Here is a 19,021-nt window from a genome sequence, read left to right on the forward strand (position 1 = left end):
ATGCCGCGTGGGAGGCTGTCATGGATTTGACTTCATTGAACAAATCGACTTTTGCTCTGAACCGCCGGACACTTCTGAGGTCGGCCGCGGCAGCTGGGGTAGGGCTTGCTGTTCCCCACATCTGGACAGGTCGGGCCTCGGCCGCCAACCCAATCGAGATCGTGCACTGGAGCTGGCTATCGGCTTCGGACGGCGAGGTGTGGGCCAAGATGATCGCCGCCTTCAACGATGCGCACAAGGACAAGAGCGTCCAGATCCGCATGGAGGTGGTCCCTGAGGAGCAATATGTAACCAAGGTGCTCGCGGCAGCGGCCACCGGCAAGGCACCAGACTTCGGCTGGGGCACGGCGGGCAAGTCGGCCCAGCTGGCGCGCGACGAGGTCATCATACCGCTTGATGATCTCATCGCCAGTTCGGGTCTCGACCTCGCCGACTTCAGCGCATCGTCGATCACCGCCTCGCGCTACCCGAAATACGACAACAAGGTCTTCATGATCCCCATGGACCTGATGAGCCTTCAGCCTGAGATCAATCTCGATCATGTCAAGGAAGCGGGTCTCGACCCCAGTAAGCCGCCGATGGATGGCGATACACTGCTGGAATGGGCGAAGGCCATGACCAAGCGCGAAGGCGACAAGGTCACGCGTTCGGGGATCATGATGACCGGTTCCGGCGTTCAGCCCACCGTCACATGGGGCATTGTCGCGGAACAGATGGGTTTCCAGCGCGCCAGTGACGATCTGAAGACCGCGTGCGTCAATCCCGAGGCCGGCAAGGCGGCAATGCAATGGGTGCTCGACCTTTTCGACAAGCACAAGGTTTCGACCCGCGACGTCACCGACCGCTACAAGGCTTTCGGAACGGGGCAGGGCTCGATCTTCTGGACCGGCCCGTGGACGCTCAACGGTTATGTCGCGCAGAAACTGCCGTTCAAGACGGTGCTATTTCCCAAGATAGGCGCCAAGCATGTCACCTATTTCGAGATGGGTGGCCTGGAATTCTACAAGCAGGCTGACCCGGGTCGCCACGAGGCAACGATGGCGGCCGTCAAATGGCTATCGGACAACAGCTTCCTGTGGACGACGGTCGGGCGCGGCGCCTCTCCGCGCAAATCGATCCTGGGGCGTCCGGACTACAAGACCGCCGGCAGCCCCTGGGATATTCGCGGCGCCTTCGTGGATGGAATGAGCTTTGCTACCGTCGGCGAGATCCCGGTGGTGAACGGCCCGAACTTCACGATCTACTCAGGCGGAAATTTCCTCGCCAAGACGCTCGAGGGCGTATGGTCGGGACAGACGACGATCGACGCCGCGATGCAGCAGATCCAGGCGCAGTGGCAATCGGACCTGGATGAAGGCTGATCCCGGGATAGCTTCCCGGGACCCTGGCGGATCCCTTGCCCGTCGCGCCGACACCCGCGACGGGCACCGCGCGAGCATTGCCGCAAGATGGACAGATCGACATGACAACGGCAATCCTGCAAGGCCACGGCAACTTCGGAGCCGAGCGCCACCCGACCGATCGCGCGGGTTATCTGCTCGTTGCTTTCTTCGCGCTGCCGTTTTTCCTGTTCAACATCCTTCCGGTGCTGTTCGGCGTCTATGTCTCGTTCACGCGCTGGAGCATTGTTGGCGCGCCAAAATGGGTGGGGCTCGACAATTTTCACAAGGCGTTTGCCGACCAGTGGGTGGCAGTCGCCTTCAAGAACGTCTTTCTCTATGGCCTCATCATCGTGCCCTGCGTGACTGGGCTCGGCTTGCTATTCGCGCTTTACGTGAACAAGCGCTATCCGCTGTCGGGTTTGGCGCGCACGCTCTTTTTCGCGCCCACGGTCGTATCTGCGACGGTGATCGGGCTTGTATGGGTCTGGATGCTCGACACCCAGTATGGGCTCGTCAACTACTACCTGTCCTTTCTCGGTTTCGACGACATCCCCTGGCTCACCTCCACGCGCTGGTCGCTGGTCGGCGTCAGCATCGCTTCGGTCTGGTGGGACCTGGGCCTTGCCTTCGTGCTGTTCCTGGCTGCCTTGCAGGATATTCCAGGCGAGATCTTTGACGCGGCGCGGGTGGACGGCGCCAACCGCTGGCAGCGGTTCAAGCATGTGATCCTGCCGCATCTGCGACCCGTCATCAGCATGGTGGTGACGCTGCAGTTGATCTCGACGCTGCGCATCTTCAGCCAGGTCTACGTCATGACCAATGGGGGGCCGGCCAGTTCGTCGTCGTCGCCGATCCACTACATCTACAATCTCGCGATCGTCAGAAACCTGTTCGGTTATGCGGCCGCGGTTTCCCTCATGCTGTTTGCCTTGATCCTCGCGATTACCGCAGCCCAGCGCTTTCTCCTCAGCGAGCGCGCATGATGAGCGCCTGGATCGACGAAAAGCTCGAGGCGCGCGGACTGGAGCGAGCGGATTTGCTCATCTGGCCGCTCGGCCTGGCCGTTGCCGGGCTCTGGTCATTGCCCTTCGTGTGGATGGTTTCGACGTCGTTCAAGTTTCCAGGCGATGTCATGACGAAGGACATCGAATGGCTCCCGCACCGGATCACCCTGAACAACTATATCAAGGTCTTCGACTATCCTGTCATACGCTGGGGCTTCAACAGCGTGGTGCAGGCGACGGTCTCGACCTTCCTCTGCGTGCTCTTCGGCGCGATGGCTGGCTACGCCTTGGCGCGCATGCGGTTTCCCGGCCGCGACACGCTGTTCTACATCTTCCTCGCCTCGCTGATGATACCCACCGAGGTTTCGGTGATCCCGCTGCTGCTCGGCTTTGTCAAAATCGGCTGGGCAAGCAGCTACCAGGCCCTCATCCTGCCATCGATCGGCAATGTCTTCAGCGTCTACATCTTCCGGCAGTTCTTCATGTCGTTCCCCAAGGAACTCGAGGAGGCTGCGAAAATGGACGGTGCGGGACCGTTCAACCTCTTCTTCCGCATTGCACTGCCGCTGGCACGGGCACCGGCGATCGCGGCTTCGGTCATCATCTTTACCCTGAACTGGAACAACTTCCTGTGGCCGCTTCTCGTCACCTTCGATGAGTCGATGAAGACGCTTCCGGTCGGCGTCGCGGCCTTCACACCGGTGGTCGGAACGCAAACCCAGATCGAGGGCTATAGCGTCGCCATGGCCGCAGTGACGATCCTGAGCATCCCGAGCCTGCTGCTGTTCTGTTTCCTGCAGCGCTATTTCATCCAAGGTCTTTCCCAGGGCAGCGTGAAACAATGACGGTACGAACCTATTCCCGCACCGATCTCATCGACCCGCTGCCAAGTCGGCATTTCATCGACGGCAAGTGGCGAGAATCCGCCGATGGCCGGACCTTCGAAACGATCGATCCCAGCACGGAAGCGGTGTTGGCGGTCGTGGCGCGCGGCGCAGCCGGCGATATCGATGCCGCGGTCAGGGCCGCGCACCGCGCGCTGCATGGAGACTGGCGCGGCTTGAGCCCGGCCGAACGCGGCCGGTTGCTCTTCGAACTGGCGGATTTGCTGGAGACGGATGCCGAGCGATTTGCATTGCTCGAAACGCTCGATGTCGGCAAGCCGGTCAAGGAGGCGCTCGGCGACATCAGGGGCGTGTGCGCGACGCTGCGCTACAATGCCGGCGCCGCCGACAAGATGGAGGGGGCGACGATTCCGCTCGGCCGCGATTTCGTCGACTTCACCATGCTGGAGCCGATCGGCGTGACCGGCCATATCGTACCCTGGAATTATCCCCTGGGCATGGTCGCGCGCTCCGTGGCGCCGGCACTTGCCGCGGGCTGCACGGTGGTGATCAAGCCCGCCGAGCAATCACCGCTCACGGCGCTTGCCTTGGCCGAGCTCTGCCAGCGGGCAGGATTGCCCGATGGCGTGGTGAATGTCGTGGCGGGCTTCGGCGAGGACGCCGGGGCGGCGCTCGTCTCACATCCCCTGGTGCGCGGCGTCACCTTCACCGGCTCGGTCGAAACCGGGCGCAAGATCTATGCTGGCGCGGCACAGGGGCTGAAGCCAGTGGTGCTAGAACTCGGTGGCAAGAACCCGATGGTGGTGTTCGAGGATGCCGATCTGGAGAGGGCCGCTCTCGATGCGCTTGACGGCGCTTTCGGCAACAGCGGCCAGGTGTGCTCGTCATCATCGCGATTCCTGCTGCATCGATCGATCCGCGAGGAATTCCTCGATCGGCTGGCGGCGGGCGCGGCCAAGCTGACCGTCGGACGGGGCCTCGACAATTGCGATCTCGGACCGCTGGTCTCGAAGGAGCAAAATGCCAAGGTACGATCCTACGTCGACCAGGGTCGGGCGTCGGGCGCGACGGTGCGGCTTGGTGGCGGCCGTCCGAAAGGGCTCGAGAACGGATATTTCATCGAGCCGACCATTTTTGACGGCGTCGATCCGGCCAGCGCACTGGCCCGCGAAGAGATCTTCGGTCCCGTCGCCGTGGCGCTGTCCTTCGATACCGCCGACGAGGCGCTCGCCATGACCAACGGCCTCGGCTTCGGGCTCGTCGCCGGCGTCTACAGCCGTGACATCTCGCGCGCCCTGACATTCGCCCGCGACGTCGAGGCCGGCTCGGTCTGGATAAACGGCTGGTTCATCGGCGGCGTGCAGGCCCCGACCGGTGGCATCAAGGAAAGCGGAGTCGGCCGTGAGCGTGGACTGCCCGGCATCCGCAACTATCTCAGCATCAAGAACATCGGCATCCGACTGTAGGCCGTAAGATAAGACATCCCAACGAGGAAATCAGGGAATGACTGTTATGAGAGACGTTGAACACTTCACGATCTTCAAGGATAAGGCGCATTGCGTCAACCAGATCGCGACACGGCTTCTAAAGAACGGCGATATATTGGCGGTGTTCAACGAAGAGCGCTTCCCGTTCCATCACGACAGCGGCCAGACGCTGATGACCCGCTCCAGGGATGGCGGCAAGACCTGGAGCCCGCCAAAGGTCGTGCTGCCGTGGTCCGAAACGCAGGGCAACTGGGACTGCGGCATCTGTGAAACCCAGGATGGCACGCTCATCGTCAACCTGACCATCACCGGTTTCTTCAAGCGCGGCATCAAGCCTGAACAGCCATCGTGGAGCTCTCATCCCAACACAAAGGAATGGGGCGACTGGACGTGGGCCTACAAGACGCAGGCCTGGCTCGGCACCTTCGTCGTCAAGTCGAAGGATGGCGGCGAGACCTGGACCCAGCCCATCCCGGTCAATGTACGCCCGCTCAAGCATGGCGGCTGCCGCCTTGGCTGCTGGGAACTGCCGAACGGCTCGCTGCTGATGGGTCTTTACGGGCGTATTCATGGCTATGAGGAAGAGGGTGAAGGCGAAAGCACGCGCTCGGCGTTGATGCGCTCGGACGATGGCGGGGACAATTGGGAGTATTTCTCGACGTTGGGCTACGACCCGGCCAGCATCATCGACTACGAGGAGCCCGGCCTGGTCAGGCTCGCGGACGGCAGGCTGGTCTGCTTCATGCGCACGCATGTCAATCCGACCAGTGACGCGAAGAACATGGTCATGATTGTCTCCAAGGATGACGGCTTCAGCTGGACCCCGCCGAAATGGACCAACATCTGGGGCTATCCGCCGGAGCTGATCGCGCTTCAGGATGGTCGCTATCTGATGGTCTACGGCTATCGCCGGCCGCCTTATGGCGTGCGTGCGATCATTTCGGACGACGGCGTAACCTGGGATGTGAACAACGAGTTCGTTGTTCGCGAGGGCGGCGTGCCCGGCCAGACCGTGACCGAGACCCCCGGTTCGAGCCGGATGACGCCGGCTTCCGGCAAGATCGAGGGCGGTGGTGTCGACTGGAACCACCCCGGCATCTACCAGCACATCGGCTATCCCAGCGTCGTACAGACGCAGGACGGCGCGATCGTGTGCTCGTATCACGAATGGAGCGACGATCCGAAGCCGCTGCAATATGTCCGTTGCACGCGCTTCCGGATCTGAGCCCTGACAATGACATCCGGCGCGGCAGCCTCGATACCTCGAATGGATCATCAGACGGTCCATTGCGATCCGCATGCATACAGCGCGCATCCGCATCTCGCGGTTGCGGCCAACGACAATTGGCTGCTGGTCTTCACGCAGTCGCGCCGCCGTGCCGGGGTTCTGCATCCACCGCAGGACCCGCTGTACTGCAACATGCTGATGCGATCGGCGGACGAGGGGAGAAGCTGGTCGCCTCCTTCCGTGGTCCCCGACTTCGGCTGGCAAGGCGTGGAATGCGCCGGCCTCACCCCGCTGCGTTCGGGCGCTGTGCTGCTGAACCAGTGGCGGTTCGACTGGCATACGCTCGCCTACGCGCAGGCCTATCTTGCGCCGGGCGCCTATACAGGGCCGGGGCAACTGATGGGCGCTGACGCCATGGCCGCTGAACTCCAGGACTGGACGCCGCGAACCTCCACGCTATCCGAAAGCTACCCCTGGGCACGCGGTGGCGGGCAGACATGGGTCCATCGTTCGGTAGACGGCGCAAACACCTTCACCGGCTCGGCGCGCATCGACACGGCGCCTTTCAGCGGCGGCTATGGAATGCGCGGTGGAATCGAGGTCGGCGGCGAAATCATGCTGCCGCTCTGCGATGTACCGAACTATGCCGCCGTCTTCACCGTACGGTCGGGCGATGGTGGCCAAAGCTGGTCCAAGCCGCGCCTTGTCGCGGCGGGCGAGGGGCATGCCTTCGAGGAGCCGGCACCCATCCTGCTGCGCGATGGACGTATCGTCATGCTCCTGCGCGACAACGTCTCGCGCATCCTGCATATCGTCGGTTCGGCGGATGGCGGTGTCTCATGGAGCGCCCCATCGCCGACCGGAATCAAGGACTATCCAGCCGACATGGTGGAACTCGACGACGGCCGCATTGCCTGCGTCGCGGGGAGACGGCGCGCGCCGTTCGGCATCGCGCTATATCTCTCCCAGGACAAGGGAAACAGCTGGAATTCGACCGATCCCTACCTGGTCCGCGCGGGCCTTCCCAACCGGGACCTGGGCTATCCGTCGCTGGCGCTGCGCGCCGACGGCAGTCTCTACGTCGTTTACTACGCGCAGGATTCTCAAGGCATCACAGGTATCCACGCCAGCGTTCTGGTGCCCGACGCTGATGGCTGGCGCCAGGAAGGACTTGCTCATGGCCAAGGTTGAGCTTTCGGGCGTCTCCAAGAAATATGGCGAGAAGATCATTATCCCAGGCGTCGATCTGACGGTCGAGCATGGTGAATTCCTGGTCTTCATAGGGCCGTCGGGCTGCGGAAAATCGACTTTGCTGCGCATGATCTGCGGCCTCGAGCCGATCAGCGGCGGCACGGTGGCGATCGGCGGCAAGCCGATGCGCGGCGTGCCGCCGGCAAATCGCGGCGTGGCCATGGTGTTCCAGAGCTATGCGCTCTATCCGCACAAAACGGTTGCCGAGAACATGGCCTTCTCCTTGCTGATGCAGGGCCTGCCCAAAGCCGAGCGCGACAGGAAGGTCGCCGCCGTCGCCGAGACGCTTCAGCTTGGCCCACTGCTGGGGCGGCTTCCCAAGGAGCTTTCCGGGGGACAGCGCCAGCGCGTGGCGATCGGTCGGGCGATCGTGCGCGAACCCGAAGTGTTCCTGTTCGATGAGCCGCTGTCGAACCTCGATGCCGAGTTGCGCGTTCAGATGCGGCTCGAACTCGCCAAGCTGCATAGAAGCCTTGGCGCCACCATGATCTATGTCACGCACGATCAAACCGAGGCGATGACGCTGGCCGACCGGATCGTGGTGTTGCGCGATGGCGTGATCGAGCAGTTCGGAACCCCGGCGCAGATCTACGACGCGCCCTGCAACCGTTTCGTCGCCGGTTTCATGGGGGCGCCCAAGATGAGCTTCCTCGAGGCCGCGATCGAGAGGCAGGATGGCACGCGCCTGACGCTGCAAATCCCGGGAACCACCGGCGGCCTCGAAGTCGACCTCGCGCGCCCGACGGCGCTCTCCGGCAGTATCACCGTCGGCATCAGGCCCGAGCATTTCAACACCCACCGCGCGGCCGGTCCGCGGCTGCGGGCCGAAGTCGAGTTCGTGGAGCGGCTCGGCGGCGAGAGTTTCCTGCATGCGCCGGCACATCCGGCCGGCGCTCTGATCATGCGCCAGGGCAACGAGGACGCGAGAACCGTCGGGACGGGACCATGCGAGGTAGGGGTCGATTGGCGCAAGGCGCAGTTGTTCGCCAGGGATGGCAAGACGATTGCGCTCAAACGGGAACTTTAGGGTCAGGACATCCTTCGCGCAGCGTGTCCTACGTGCGCGAGTGAGGGTCAAAGCGAAACACTGGATGGCGCCGGCGTCGGCCCGCAAGAGGAGATGACCGTGGACTTTGAAAAACTGAAATCGCGGCTGGCTGGATGCTACGTGACGATACCGACGGCATTCGAGGACAGCATCGGCTTTCCGGTTAATCATCAGGCGATCAGGGCCTATGTGCGCTTCCTGATCGAAAATGGCCTTAACACTGAATATGCCACGCTGCTGGCTGGCGGGGCGGCGGGCGACTTTTCGACGATGTCATTGGAGGAGCGGATCGGCGTTGGCGAAACCGTTGTCGACGAAGCACGGGGGCGTGTTCCCCTTGCCTTCGGCGGGCAATCGACCAGCACGCTGGAACTGGTGCGGCTGGCCCAGGCGGCGCAGTCGATGGAGTTCGATTTCCTGCAGGTCTCGTGCCCCTTCTACTTCACTCACACAGAAGCCGATTTCGAGGAGTTCGTCATGGCCGCGGCAAAGGCGGCGCCCCGCATCGGCATCATCGTGTACAACACGTTCTGGACATCGACGAGCCTGTCGTTCGGCATGATCGATCGTCTGGCCAAAGTCGACAATGTCGTCGGCCTGAAATGGGCGACGCCGCGAACGGACGCCATGGAATTCGAGGACGTCACCTCGAATTTTTCCAAGCGCTTCACCATCATCGACAACAATCTGTTCTTTCCCTACTCGGCGATGCCGTCACTGGGCGCCCAAGCCTTCGAGGTGCATCTCTGCAACTACTGGCCGGAATGGGGAATAAAGCTGATCGATGAGGTCAAGGCGCAGAACTACACCGAGATCGCGCGCATGATGGTGGAGGAGGCCATGCCGTTCTACAAACTTTGGGTCGAGATCGAGAAAGACTATACGAGCGGTGACGGCTATCTCGACAAATTGTGCATGGAATTGATCGGACTGCCGTCGAGCCGCTGCCGCCCGCCAACGCGTGACATTCGACAGAACTATCGTGCCAGGACGCTTGACATGATGCGAGCCGCGGGGGTGCCGCGCCTCGTGGCCAACTAGGAAAACATGGGGAACATAACAAGAAGCAACAAACCAACAGGAGCGCGACTGCTATGACCAATTTCAAGAATTTGATGCTCGGAGCCGTGGCAACCACCATGTTGCTCGTCAGCGCCGCCAAAGCCGACGACGATGTGAAGCTACGCCTCAACTGGATGTATTACGGCTCCCATGCCGGCTTTGCCCTAGGCAAGGTGAAGGGTTTCTACAAGGAAGCCGGAATCAATCTCGATATTCGTTCAGGCAACGGTTCGGGCTCCGCTCACCGCCTCGTCGCCAACGGCGACAGCGACTTTTCCTATGGCTCGTGCGGATCAATGGTGAATCTCGCCTCGCAGGGTGCCGCGTTGATCTCGGTCGCGGTGATCGATGCAATGGGATCGGATGCGATATTGGTTCGCTCCGACGCGGCCATCACCAAGGTATCCGACCTCAAGGGCAAGAAGCTGCTCACCACATCCAATGCCGGCGTCAACACGTTCTTTCCGATCGTCCTTTCCACGGCCGGCCTTGCGCCTTCGGACATCACGCTCACCAACGTGCCTGACGGCGCACTTGTATCGAGCTATCTGCAAGGTGCCGGCGACACGGTGGGCATGCTTGGCGGCATTGATGACAAGCCGGCCGAGATCAAGAAGAACGGCGGAGCCGCGCCAGTGGTCTTTCCTTATTCAAGCTATGGCGTGAATCAGATCGGATATTGCATCGTTGCTCGCAAGGAGATGGTCGCGAAAAACCCGGACCTCGTAAAACGCTTCGTGCAGGCCACCATCAAGTCCTATAAGGCGGCCGAGGCCAATCCTGACGCCGCGATCGCGGCGATCGGTGACATCGTCGGCGGAACGATGAACGAGGACGAGGGAAAAGCGCAGGCCCGCGCGGTGCTCGATGTGACGCTCAGCCTTCTCTATTCGGCCGCGAACAAGGACAAGACGCTCGGCCTCAACGTGCCCTCCGATTGGGAAAGCATGGTGACCCTGATGAAGAAGTACAATGACCTCGACCCCAAGGTCGCGGCCACGCAGTTCTACACGAACGATTTCGTCAAGTAATCGGCGGACCGGAGTGGCTTGCCGTCACTCCGGTCCTCGCGCCGTGCAGTAACAGATTGGACCGATGAATCGGCTTATCGAACTTGAGGGCGTGCAGAAAGTGTTCGGATCAGGCCCGGGCGCCCTGCACGCGTTCGGACCGGTCGACCTCAAGGTCGAGAAGGGTGAGTTCGTCTCGCTGCTCGGGCCGTCTGGATGCGGCAAATCCACCCTCATGCTTATGATTGCCGGACTGCTCAACCCTACGAGGGGCCGCATCGCCATCGACGGGCGCACCGTCGCCGGACCGCAGACCGACATCGGCATTATGTTCCAGGACAACACGCTGGTGCCGTGGCGCACCGTGCGAGGAAACATCGAGCTGCAGCTGGAACTGAGAGGTCTGTCGCTGGCCGCCCATCGCGCCAGCGTGGACGAATTGCTCGTTTCGGTCCATCTCCATGATTTCCAGCATCGCTACCCGCACGAGCTCTCCGGTGGGATGCAGCAGCGTGCCGCCTTCTGCCAGGCATTGGTGCATCAGCCCGCGACCATGCTGCTCGACGAGCCGCTCGGCAAGCTCGACGCCATGACCCGGGAAGCAATCCGCACCGACCTGCAGGCGCTGTGGATGCAGCGCCATCCGACCGTTGTGTTGGTAACCCACTCTATCGAGGAGGCTATCCAACTCTCGACCCACGTGGCCATCATCACGCCGCGACCCGGACGCATCGAGCGTATGATTTCCGTCGATCTGCCTTATCCACGCGATTTCGAGGTCAAGAGCAGCCCGCAATTCATCGGCTACGTCCGGCAGGCACAGGAGATGTTTCGCGGCTATGGCGTCCTCTGATCGCCCCTCTCGACCTGAGCGCGTGGCCCGCTGGATTGCGCAGTCCTGGATGTCCATTGCCTTCTTTGCGGTGTTCTTCCTGGTCTGGCAGTACTCCGTCGCCTGGTTCGGAATCCCGCGCTACATCCTGACGCCCCCGTCGGTGATCGTTACAAAGGGCTGGGCGGATATCGACCGGCTGCTCTACTACACCTGGATCACCGGCGTGGAGGTCGTGCTTGGTTATGCGGTGGCGGTGATTCTGGCGCTGCCGCTCGGCCTCGCCATTGCATTCTCATCCATCCTGCGCCGCACGATCTACCCGTTTTTCGTCTGCGTCGAAATGGTGCCCAAGATCGCCTTCGCGCCGCTTTTCATCTCCTGGCTGGGTTTCGGCCTGCTACCCAAGGTGATCATCGTCTTCTTGGTCTGTTTCTTCCCCATCGTGCTCAACGCCATTCTCGCGTTCAGTTCGCTGAGCGAGGAACTATCGCGCTTCAGCGTCTCGACCGGTGCGAGTGCATGGCGGACCTTCGTCAAGGTCCGGCTGCCGGCGGCGCTGCCGCAATGCTTCGTCGGCTTCAAATACGCCGCGATCAACGCGACAGTCGGCGCCGCCATCGCGGAGTTCATCGGCTCGGACCAGGGGCTCGGCTTCTACATCCAGATTGTCACCGGCAACATGCGTCCAGACCTTGCCTTCGCGGGCATCTTTTTCCTGACAATCCTGGGCCTCGCCCTGTTCGGCGTGGTGACGCTCGCCGAACGCCTTCTCATTCCCTGGCACATCTCGGTGCGGCGCCAGTCACACTGACCTCTATAACGCATCCGACGGAGACCAAGACGTGACCCTGACCAAAGATGGCGCCCATGCGATCGCTTCGAAGCTGACTCCGAACGGCCTCGCCTTCATCGACGGCAAGTTCACCGCGGCAGCCGACGGCGCGACCTTCGACACGATCAATCCGGCGGCCGGCCAGGTCATTGCAGCCGTGGCGCACTGCGGCGGAACCGATGTCGACCGCGCCGTCAGGGCTGCCCGCAGGTCCTTCGAACACGGGGCCTGGTCGCGGGCGGCGCCCGAGTTTCGCAAGGAAGCGCTGCTGCGGCTCGCCGACCTCGTACGCGCCCATACCGACGAACTCGTCGTCCTCGAAAGCATCGACAGTGGGAAGACCGTCACCGATTGTGCCAACGAGATCGGCCGCGAGGTTCCGAACTTCTTTCAGTGGTATGGCGAACTCGCCGACAAGTCGTTCGGCAAGGTCGCACCCACGGGCGAGAATGCACTGGCGCTCATCGTCAAGGAGCCGGCCGGCGTGGTCGGCCTCATCCTGCCATGGAATTTCCCGCTGCTGATGGCAGCCTGGAAGATGGCGCCCGCGCTCGCCGCCGGCTGCTCTGTCCTGGTGAAGCCCGCCGAGCAGACGCCATTGTCTGTCCTGCGCCTTGCCGAATTGGCGCAGCAAGCCGGCATCCCGGATGGTGTGCTCAACGTGTTGCCGGGCCTCGGCGAAACCACGGGGCAGGCGATCGGCCGTCACCCCGATATCGACATCGTCTCATTTACCGGATCGACGGAGGTGGGCGGTTACTTCCTGCGCTATGCCGGCGAAAGCAATCTCAAGGTGATCGGCCTTGAGATGGGCGGCAAGAGCCCATTCATCGTGCTGGATGATGCCGATCTCACGGACGATCTGATCGAGCATGCCGCGATGTCGGCGTTCTGGAATGGCGGCCAGAACTGTTCCGCGAACATGCGGCAGCTCGTCGACTGCAGCCTGGCTGAGGAGTTCGCGCACCGCGTCACCGTCCGCGCCAAGGCATTCCGTGTCGGCGATCCACTCGATCCCGCGACCAACATCGGCGCCATGGTCACCGCCGAACATCAGGCGCGCGTGATGGGCTACATCGAGCGCGCATCGGCCGAAGGCGCCCGCATGCTGGCCGGCGGCGGCTCGATAGGGCCAGGCTACTTCATCGAGCCCACTGTGTTTGCCGACATGACACCCACGATGCGCATCGCCCGTGAGGAGATCTTTGGCCCTGTCCTTGGCATCTTGCCCGTCGCCGGAACGGAGATGGCGCTGCAGATCGCGCGCGATACCGACTACGGCCTGCACGCGACCGTGTTCACCAAGGACATCGACCGCGCCATCCATATGGCGCGGCGGCTGCCTTGCGGGACGGTCTCGATCAACGGCTTTTCCGAAGGCGACGTCAAGACGCCGTTCGGCGGCTATAAGCGCTCCGGCTCGCTGGCGCGCGACAACGGCACGGAAGCCATGGACCAGTACGTACAGACCAAGACGATCTGGATCAGCACGACGCCGCCGACGGGCGGGCGGTGATGGAGATCGCGGTCTGCGTAACGCTCTCGCGGGAGCAGCTTGCCCGCCTCGCAGGCGGAGTCGGGGACCTCCCGGTCAAGTTGTTTGCCGAGGATGCGGCATGTGATTGCGAGATTGTCTTCGGCAATCCAGAAGCGTCCACTGTCCTGGCCAATACCAAACTGCGCTGGATGCAGCTCGAATCCGTTGGCTTCGGCGAATACGTTGGCCTTGACTGGACGCGTCCCGACGGCCGGGTCACCGTAACCAATCTTGCCGGCTTCTTCGCCGATCCGGTGGCCGAGACCGCGCTTGCCGGCATCCTCGCGCTTTATCGTGGCATCGATGTCCTGGTCAGGTTCCAGTCCGAGTATCGCTGGGTAGGTGATCCGCTGAGGACGAGCCTGCGCAGCCTGAAGGGCGCGGCGGTCGTACTCGTTGGCCACGGCGCCATAAACCGGCGTCTTGCCGAATTGCTGGGGCCATTCGGATGCTCAATCAAGCCGATCACGCGGGGCAGCCCCGCCTCGGTCCTCGACGAGGCTTTGGGCCAAGCGGACCTTGTCGTCTGCACGGCGCCCGACACCGCTGGGACAAGAGGCTTGTTCGATGCCGCGCGGCTGGGCAAGCTGCCGGCCGGAGCGGTCTTCTGCAATTTCGGCCGCGGGTCGATCGTTGATGAAGACGCGCTTGCCGATGCGTTGGACGAGGGTCGGCTGAGCGGAGCCGTGATCGACGTGACCCGTCAGGAGCCACTACCACCCAGCCACCGCTTCTGGGCAATCCCAAATCTGATCCTGACCCAGCATTCGGCCGGCGGGACGGCCGACGAGCTGGACCGTAAGATCGATCTCTTTCTCGCCAACCTTTCGCGCTTTCGCGCCGGCGTGCCGCTCGAAGGCGTCGTCGATTTCTCACGAGGATACTGATGCCCGACATCGTCCAAATCCGTTGCATCCTGCTGTCGTCGCCTTATGCGGATGCCGACGACCCCGAGATCAAGGAATGCTTCCCCAATGGTCCCAAGCGCACCATCGGCATGGTCGAAGTCACGCTCGATAACGGCGTGACAGGATTGGGAGAGGGCTACCTGGCGGTGTTCGCGCCGCTGGTCTTCCAGGCGATCGTCGACCTCTGCCGTCCCCAGGTGCTCGGCAAGGACGGCTTCGACATAGAGCGCCGGGTCAAGGACCTGCGCAGCCTGTGCGATTACTGGTCGCTTCAGGGCGCCGCACGCCATGTCATCGCGGCCTTCGAGATTGCCTTGCAGGACGCCAAGGCCAAGAGTCTCGGTGTTCCTGTCTATGAGCTTCTTGGCGGCGCGCAGGCGGAGTCGATCCAGATCTACGGCTCGGGCGGCTGTTGCGACGCCAAGGAACAGTTCTTGCGGGAACTCGATATGCTGAGTTCACTCGGCATCGAAATCTACAAGATTCGTTCGGTCAAGCGCGATATCCTGCGCACGGCCTGGGTGCTGGACGAGGCCGGACGGCGCGGCATCAGGGTCGGCGTCGACATGTGCCAGAACCTTGCCGATCCGCCGCAGGCGGTCGAGGACGTCGTCGCCTTCGTCGAAGGCGTGCATGCGCTGACCGATCAGCGGATGGTCTTCGTCGAGGAAGCTCTGGGCCCTGACCAGCCTGATGCGTTCCGCGAACTTCGCGGCCGTATCGACGTGCCGGTCTGTGGGGGCGAGATCGTCACCACGCCCAAGGAGATGATCGAGCGCATCAACGCCGATGTCTATGATTTCGTCCAGCCCGACGCCTCGGTGATGGGCGGCATTTCGGCTGTCATGGATGTCTTCAAGGCTGCGAAGGTCAAGCCGACGGATGTCGTGGTACACGCTTGGGGCGGTGCTGCCGCCATCATGGCGAGCTATCACGCTGCCTTCGCCGCCGGCGGCAAGCTGGTCGAGTATCCTATGCTCGATTTCCCGCTCGGTGCCGAAATGATCGGCGACCAGGGCCGCATCGAAATGGGACGTCTAATCCGGCCGACGGCCCCTGGACTCGGACTGACGCTGACGCCGGAGATGGAAGCGCGCTATCCATTTGACGAAACGGCAGTCTATTCATGCGTGCTGACCGATTGGGGCCCGCCGCCGGACAGCTATTGGTCGATCTGACATCAGCGAAGTTGGGATCGAGCGTGACGATTCGGAACCGACCCCCACTATCCGTCGGAGTTCAGGCTTTGTGCACCAGAAGCCGCATAAAACGTAGTCTGGAACGAACAATAGAGACAGCCTGTTGGCACCATTGCGTCTTTGCTTGGCCCGCTCGTTTGACTCAACCCTTCCAGAACATGGCTTCCAGATCAGCTATCCTGCCAAGGTTGCACCCAGTCGCTTGGAAATCGAAACAATCCAGGCTCGTAGCTCCGGACCAAATGGCTTCTCCAGCATCGCGCGGTCCCAGGCGAGGAAATAGGGCTCCGGCAGCCTGATGCGCTTGTCGAATGGGGCGACGAGCCTGCCCGAGGCGATGTCGTCGGCGGCCATCGACAGTTGCGCCAGCACGAAGCCCCTGCCATTGGCTGCGGCATCGATCGCCGCGCTCGACAGGGAAAAGGCGACTTCGCCCGATGTCCTGCGGTACACCGCGCCGATGCTTGCCGCCCATTCCGCCCATGTCGGAGGTGAGCGGTGGTCGCGCGCCCATTCGATGCTGAGAAGCGGCAAATCGAGAATGTCGGCGGGCTTGCGGATCATATGTTTGGCCAGCAGCGTCGGCGAGCAGGCCGGTACAACCCAATCGGTGAACAACTCGGTGTAGTGCTCGAAATCACGGTACTTGGCGCCGTAGGAAATACGCAAGTCGACCTCTTCGGTGTCCAACCGAGGTTCCGTCTCGGCGCCGACCAGGCGCACTGTTGCGCCCGGATGCGCGATCTGCCAATCCAGCAATTGCGGGCCAATCCATTTGCTGGCGAGCGACGGCAGGCAGGAGATGGTCAAAGTGTCGGCGGACCGGGCCCGTTCGATAACATCCTGGGCCTCGCGTATCTGCTCGAAGCCGAGGGAAACCGCTGCGTGGTAGACGCGGCCGAGCGCGGTAAGTGCGACACTCCTGCCGCGCCGTTCCAACAGCCTGGCTTCGAGTGCCTCTTCCGCCTTGCGGATCTGCTGGCTGACCGCGCCGACGGAAACGCCAAGCTCGTTTGCCGCAGCCGTTACACTGCCACATCGACCGAAGGCCTCGAAGGCTTGTATCGCGCGCAGCGGGGGCGGTTTCTTCACCTGGGCAACGATCCTGGGGTCAGCTTGATTTAGTTTTTCTAAAATAGAACGCAGATGCAAGCCCTATGTCGTCCCCGGCCCGCAAGATATTCGTTTTGGCGTTCACAAGCTCGGGAGGACGCCATGTTTCTTCGAAACTGCTGGTACGTTGCCGCATGGGATCATGAGATCGCCGACCGGCTGGTTCCGACCCGGATCCTTGGCGAGGACATTGTGCTCTACCGCCGTACCGACGGCATGGTGGCGGCGCTCGAAGACGCCTGTCCACATCGCAAGCTGCCGCTGTCCATGGGCCGCATCAAGGGCGACACGGTTGAATGCGGCTATCACGGCCTGACCTTTGACAGCACGGGAACCTGCACGCGAGTGCCGGGCGCGGAAAAGATACCGCATGTCGCGTGCGTCCGGTCCTATCCGATCGCCGAGCGCTACGGGCTGCTCTGGGTCTGGATGGGCGAGGCGGCAAAGGCCGATCCCGCGCTGATTTTTGCGGTCGACCACTGGGGCGATCCGGCATGGGGTGTCAATCGCGGCGAGTCGATGGCGCTGGATTGCAACTATCTCTACATGACGGACAACCTGCTCGATCCATCACATGTGTCGTGGGTCCATCAATCTTCCTTCGGCGGTGTCCAGGCTATGGAAGATGCGCCGCTCGAAACCACCGTCGGCGAGGACGGCGTGACCGTATGGCGCTGGGTGATCGATGCCGCGCCAGCGCCGTTCTATGCGCCCTTCCTCAAATTCTCCGGCAATTGCGACCGCAAGCAGCACTACGAAGTGCGTTACCCCTCCAACGCGATCATCAAGGCGATTTTCGTGCCGGCCCGCACCGGGGGCGAGGGCAAGCCGCTGCACGACGACGTGTTCCTCATGGACAGCTATAACTTCATGACGCCGGTCGATGAGAACCAGACGAAATATTACTGGTTCCAGATGCGCAATTTCGCTCCCGACGATCTGGAGGTGTCGCGCCAGTTCGCCACATCCGTGCGCGGCGCTTTCGACGAGGACCGCACCGTGCTCAATGCCGTGCACAAAGGCATGGCCAACAAGCGCACACCCAATCTCGATCTCAAGATCGATGTCGGGCCGCTGCGTTTTCGCCGCAACCTGGCCAAGCTGATCGCCAGCGAAAGCCAGCAATTGGCGGCCGCCGAATGAACGCATTCACCGCTCGCGACACCATCGCAAGAAGCGGATTTCGCGACCTGAGGGTGGTTGCGAAGGTGCGCGAAAGCGCCATCATCACGTCGTTCCATATGGAGCCGGTCAATCCGCGGGACTGGCGCGATTTCGAGCCGGGCCAGTTCCTGGTGTTCAAGATACCCGTGCCGCAGGCGGCCGGCGAAAAGGGATATGTGCTGCGCAACTACAGCGTTTCCTGTTCTCCGGCCAGCAAGGGCCGCTACCGGATCAGCGTGAAACGGGAAGCAGCAGCAGCGCCTGGCCTGCCTGACGGGATAAGCTCATGCTTCTTGCATGACCGGATCGAAGTCGGCGACATACTTCAGGCCGAAGGCCCGCGCGGCGATTTCGTGCTCGACAATGCGAGCAGCCGTCCAGTCGTGCTGCTCAGCGGCGGCGTCGGGCTGACGCCGATGGTCTCGATGCTGCATAGGCTGGCTTCGATGCCGTGCCGCTGTGCCGTGTTCATTCACGCCTGCGAAAACGGCGACGTGCATGCCTTGCGCGACGAGGTGACCGGCCTTGTGGCGACACGGCCAGGCCTGACCGCGCACTACTGCTACCGATCCCCGTCCGAACGCGACAAGGCCGAGCAACACTTCCACAGCGAAGGCATGATTTCGCGGGCCGTGCTACAGCGCCTGTTGCCGATAGACGATTACGATTTCTACCTCTGTGGTCCGCCGCCGTTCATGCAGGCGATCTACGCCATGTTGCGCGAGCTTGGCGTGCCGAAGCACCGCATCGCCTACGAATTTTTCGGCCCGGCGACGGTGCTTGAGCCTGATGCCGTACCAATCCCTGCGGTTGTCGCGCAGACGGCGGGGATCGCGCCGGCAGGCGAGGCAACAACCGTGGAGTTCCGAAAATCGGGACTCAAGGCCATCTGGAATGGCTCCGCCGCATCGCTGCTCGACTTTGCCGAGGATCAGGGTCTGGAACCGGAATTCAGCTGCCGGTCCGGCATCTGCGGCACATGCAAGTCGCGGCTGGTCTCGGGCGACGTGGCCTATTTCGAAGAACCGCTGGACGAGCTTGGGGCAGGCGAGGTGCTGCTGTGCTGCTCTAGGCCCTGCGGATCAGTCGTCCTGGATATTTGAGAAGATCGTGGTG

At 62.3% G+C, this 19,021-nt stretch carries 17 protein-coding genes; 16 read left to right on the forward strand and 1 reads right to left on the reverse strand.

What is annotated here, in order from left to right:
• Nucleotides 1-20: 20 nt before the first annotated feature.
• The 14 genes from M653_RS0113165 (at nucleotide 21) to M653_RS0113230 (ending at nucleotide 15,607) form a co-directional block, all read left to right on the forward strand.
• A complete protein-coding gene (locus M653_RS0113165) occupies nucleotides 21-1,361 on the forward strand; it encodes an extracellular solute-binding protein (RefSeq protein ID WP_084636651.1) in 1,341 nt (446 codons plus the stop codon).
• 35 nt (nucleotides 1,362-1,396) lie between these two features.
• A complete protein-coding gene (locus M653_RS01000000132475) occupies nucleotides 1,397-2,365 on the forward strand; it encodes a sugar ABC transporter permease (RefSeq protein WP_156938191.1) in 969 nt (322 codons plus the stop codon).
• On the forward strand, nucleotides 2,365-3,231 hold the full coding sequence (locus M653_RS0113175; RefSeq protein ID WP_198028770.1) for a carbohydrate ABC transporter permease: 867 nt from the start codon (nucleotides 2,365-2,367) through the stop codon (nucleotides 3,229-3,231). The genes M653_RS01000000132475 and M653_RS0113175 overlap by 1 nt, the downstream gene beginning before the upstream one ends.
• The gene (locus M653_RS0113180) at nucleotides 3,228-4,697 is read left to right on the forward strand and encodes an aldehyde dehydrogenase family protein (RefSeq protein ID WP_051442666.1); all 1,470 of its coding nucleotides are present in this window, start codon (nucleotides 3,228-3,230) and stop codon (nucleotides 4,695-4,697) included. The genes M653_RS0113175 and M653_RS0113180 overlap by 4 nt, the downstream gene beginning before the upstream one ends.
• Before the next feature lie 37 nt (nucleotides 4,698-4,734).
• On the forward strand, nucleotides 4,735-5,943 hold the full coding sequence (locus M653_RS0113185) for a sialidase family protein (protein ID WP_084636654.1): 1,209 nt from the start codon (nucleotides 4,735-4,737) through the stop codon (nucleotides 5,941-5,943).
• Nucleotides 5,944-5,985: 42 nt separating this feature from the next.
• Complete coding sequence (locus tag M653_RS0113190) at nucleotides 5,986-7,137, forward strand: sialidase family protein (RefSeq protein ID WP_027143772.1); 1,152 nt, start codon at nucleotides 5,986-5,988, stop codon at nucleotides 7,135-7,137.
• On the forward strand, nucleotides 7,124-8,224 hold the full coding sequence (locus tag M653_RS0113195; RefSeq protein ID WP_027143773.1) for an ABC transporter ATP-binding protein: 1,101 nt from the start codon (nucleotides 7,124-7,126) through the stop codon (nucleotides 8,222-8,224). Before M653_RS0113190 ends, M653_RS0113195 begins: the two co-directional genes overlap by 14 nt.
• A gap of 99 nt (nucleotides 8,225-8,323) precedes the next feature.
• Nucleotides 8,324-9,286, forward strand: a complete 963-nt coding sequence (locus M653_RS0113200; protein WP_027143774.1) for a dihydrodipicolinate synthase family protein — start codon at nucleotides 8,324-8,326, stop codon at nucleotides 9,284-9,286.
• Between the two features lie 53 nt (nucleotides 9,287-9,339).
• Nucleotides 9,340-10,338: an ABC transporter substrate-binding protein gene (locus tag M653_RS0113205; RefSeq protein WP_032935265.1), complete on the forward strand. Its 999-nt coding sequence runs from the start codon at nucleotides 9,340-9,342 to the stop codon at nucleotides 10,336-10,338.
• A 64-nt stretch (nucleotides 10,339-10,402) separates the two neighbouring features.
• Nucleotides 10,403-11,170 carry an ABC transporter ATP-binding protein gene (locus tag M653_RS0113210; RefSeq protein WP_027143776.1) on the forward strand — a complete coding sequence of 256 codons (768 nt, stop codon included), beginning with the start codon at nucleotides 10,403-10,405 and terminating at the stop codon, nucleotides 11,168-11,170.
• Nucleotides 11,171-11,219: 49 nt separating this feature from the next.
• The gene (locus M653_RS0113215) at nucleotides 11,220-11,963 is read left to right on the forward strand and encodes an ABC transporter permease (protein WP_156938192.1); all 744 of its coding nucleotides are present in this window, start codon (nucleotides 11,220-11,222) and stop codon (nucleotides 11,961-11,963) included.
• Between the two features lie 31 nt (nucleotides 11,964-11,994).
• Complete coding sequence (locus M653_RS0113220) at nucleotides 11,995-13,500, forward strand: aldehyde dehydrogenase (RefSeq protein WP_027143778.1); 1,506 nt, start codon at nucleotides 11,995-11,997, stop codon at nucleotides 13,498-13,500.
• Nucleotides 13,500-14,408, forward strand: coding sequence for a D-2-hydroxyacid dehydrogenase (locus M653_RS01000000132480; protein WP_051442667.1), 909 nt, complete (start codon nucleotides 13,500-13,502; stop codon nucleotides 14,406-14,408). Before M653_RS0113220 ends, M653_RS01000000132480 begins: the two co-directional genes overlap by 1 nt.
• Entirely contained in the window at nucleotides 14,408-15,607 is a 1,200-nt protein-coding gene (locus M653_RS0113230) for a mandelate racemase/muconate lactonizing enzyme family protein (RefSeq protein ID WP_027143779.1), read from the forward strand. The genes M653_RS01000000132480 and M653_RS0113230 overlap by 1 nt, the downstream gene beginning before the upstream one ends.
• A 195-nt stretch (nucleotides 15,608-15,802) precedes the next feature.
• Here the strand turns inward: M653_RS0113230 and M653_RS0113235 are convergent, their stop codons facing one another.
• On the reverse strand, nucleotides 15,803-16,720 hold the full coding sequence (locus tag M653_RS0113235; protein ID WP_084636659.1) for a LysR substrate-binding domain-containing protein: 918 nt from the start codon (nucleotides 16,718-16,720) through the stop codon (nucleotides 15,803-15,805).
• A 123-nt stretch (nucleotides 16,721-16,843) separates the two neighbouring features.
• On the opposite strand from M653_RS0113235, the gene M653_RS0113240 reads away from it, so the two are divergent.
• The gene (locus M653_RS0113240) at nucleotides 16,844-17,884 is read left to right on the forward strand and encodes an aromatic ring-hydroxylating dioxygenase subunit alpha (protein WP_027143781.1); all 1,041 of its coding nucleotides are present in this window, start codon (nucleotides 16,844-16,846) and stop codon (nucleotides 17,882-17,884) included.
• Nucleotides 17,881-19,008, forward strand: a complete 1,128-nt coding sequence (locus tag M653_RS0113245) for a 2Fe-2S iron-sulfur cluster-binding protein (RefSeq protein ID WP_027143782.1) — start codon at nucleotides 17,881-17,883, stop codon at nucleotides 19,006-19,008. The genes M653_RS0113240 and M653_RS0113245 overlap by 4 nt, the downstream gene beginning before the upstream one ends.
• Nucleotides 19,009-19,021: the final 13 nt, after the last annotated feature.

Origin of the sequence: Mesorhizobium sp. WSM3626, assembly GCF_000513935.1 — a bacterium.
GTDB classification, from domain to species: Bacteria; Pseudomonadota; Alphaproteobacteria; order Rhizobiales; family Rhizobiaceae; genus Mesorhizobium; species Mesorhizobium salmacidum.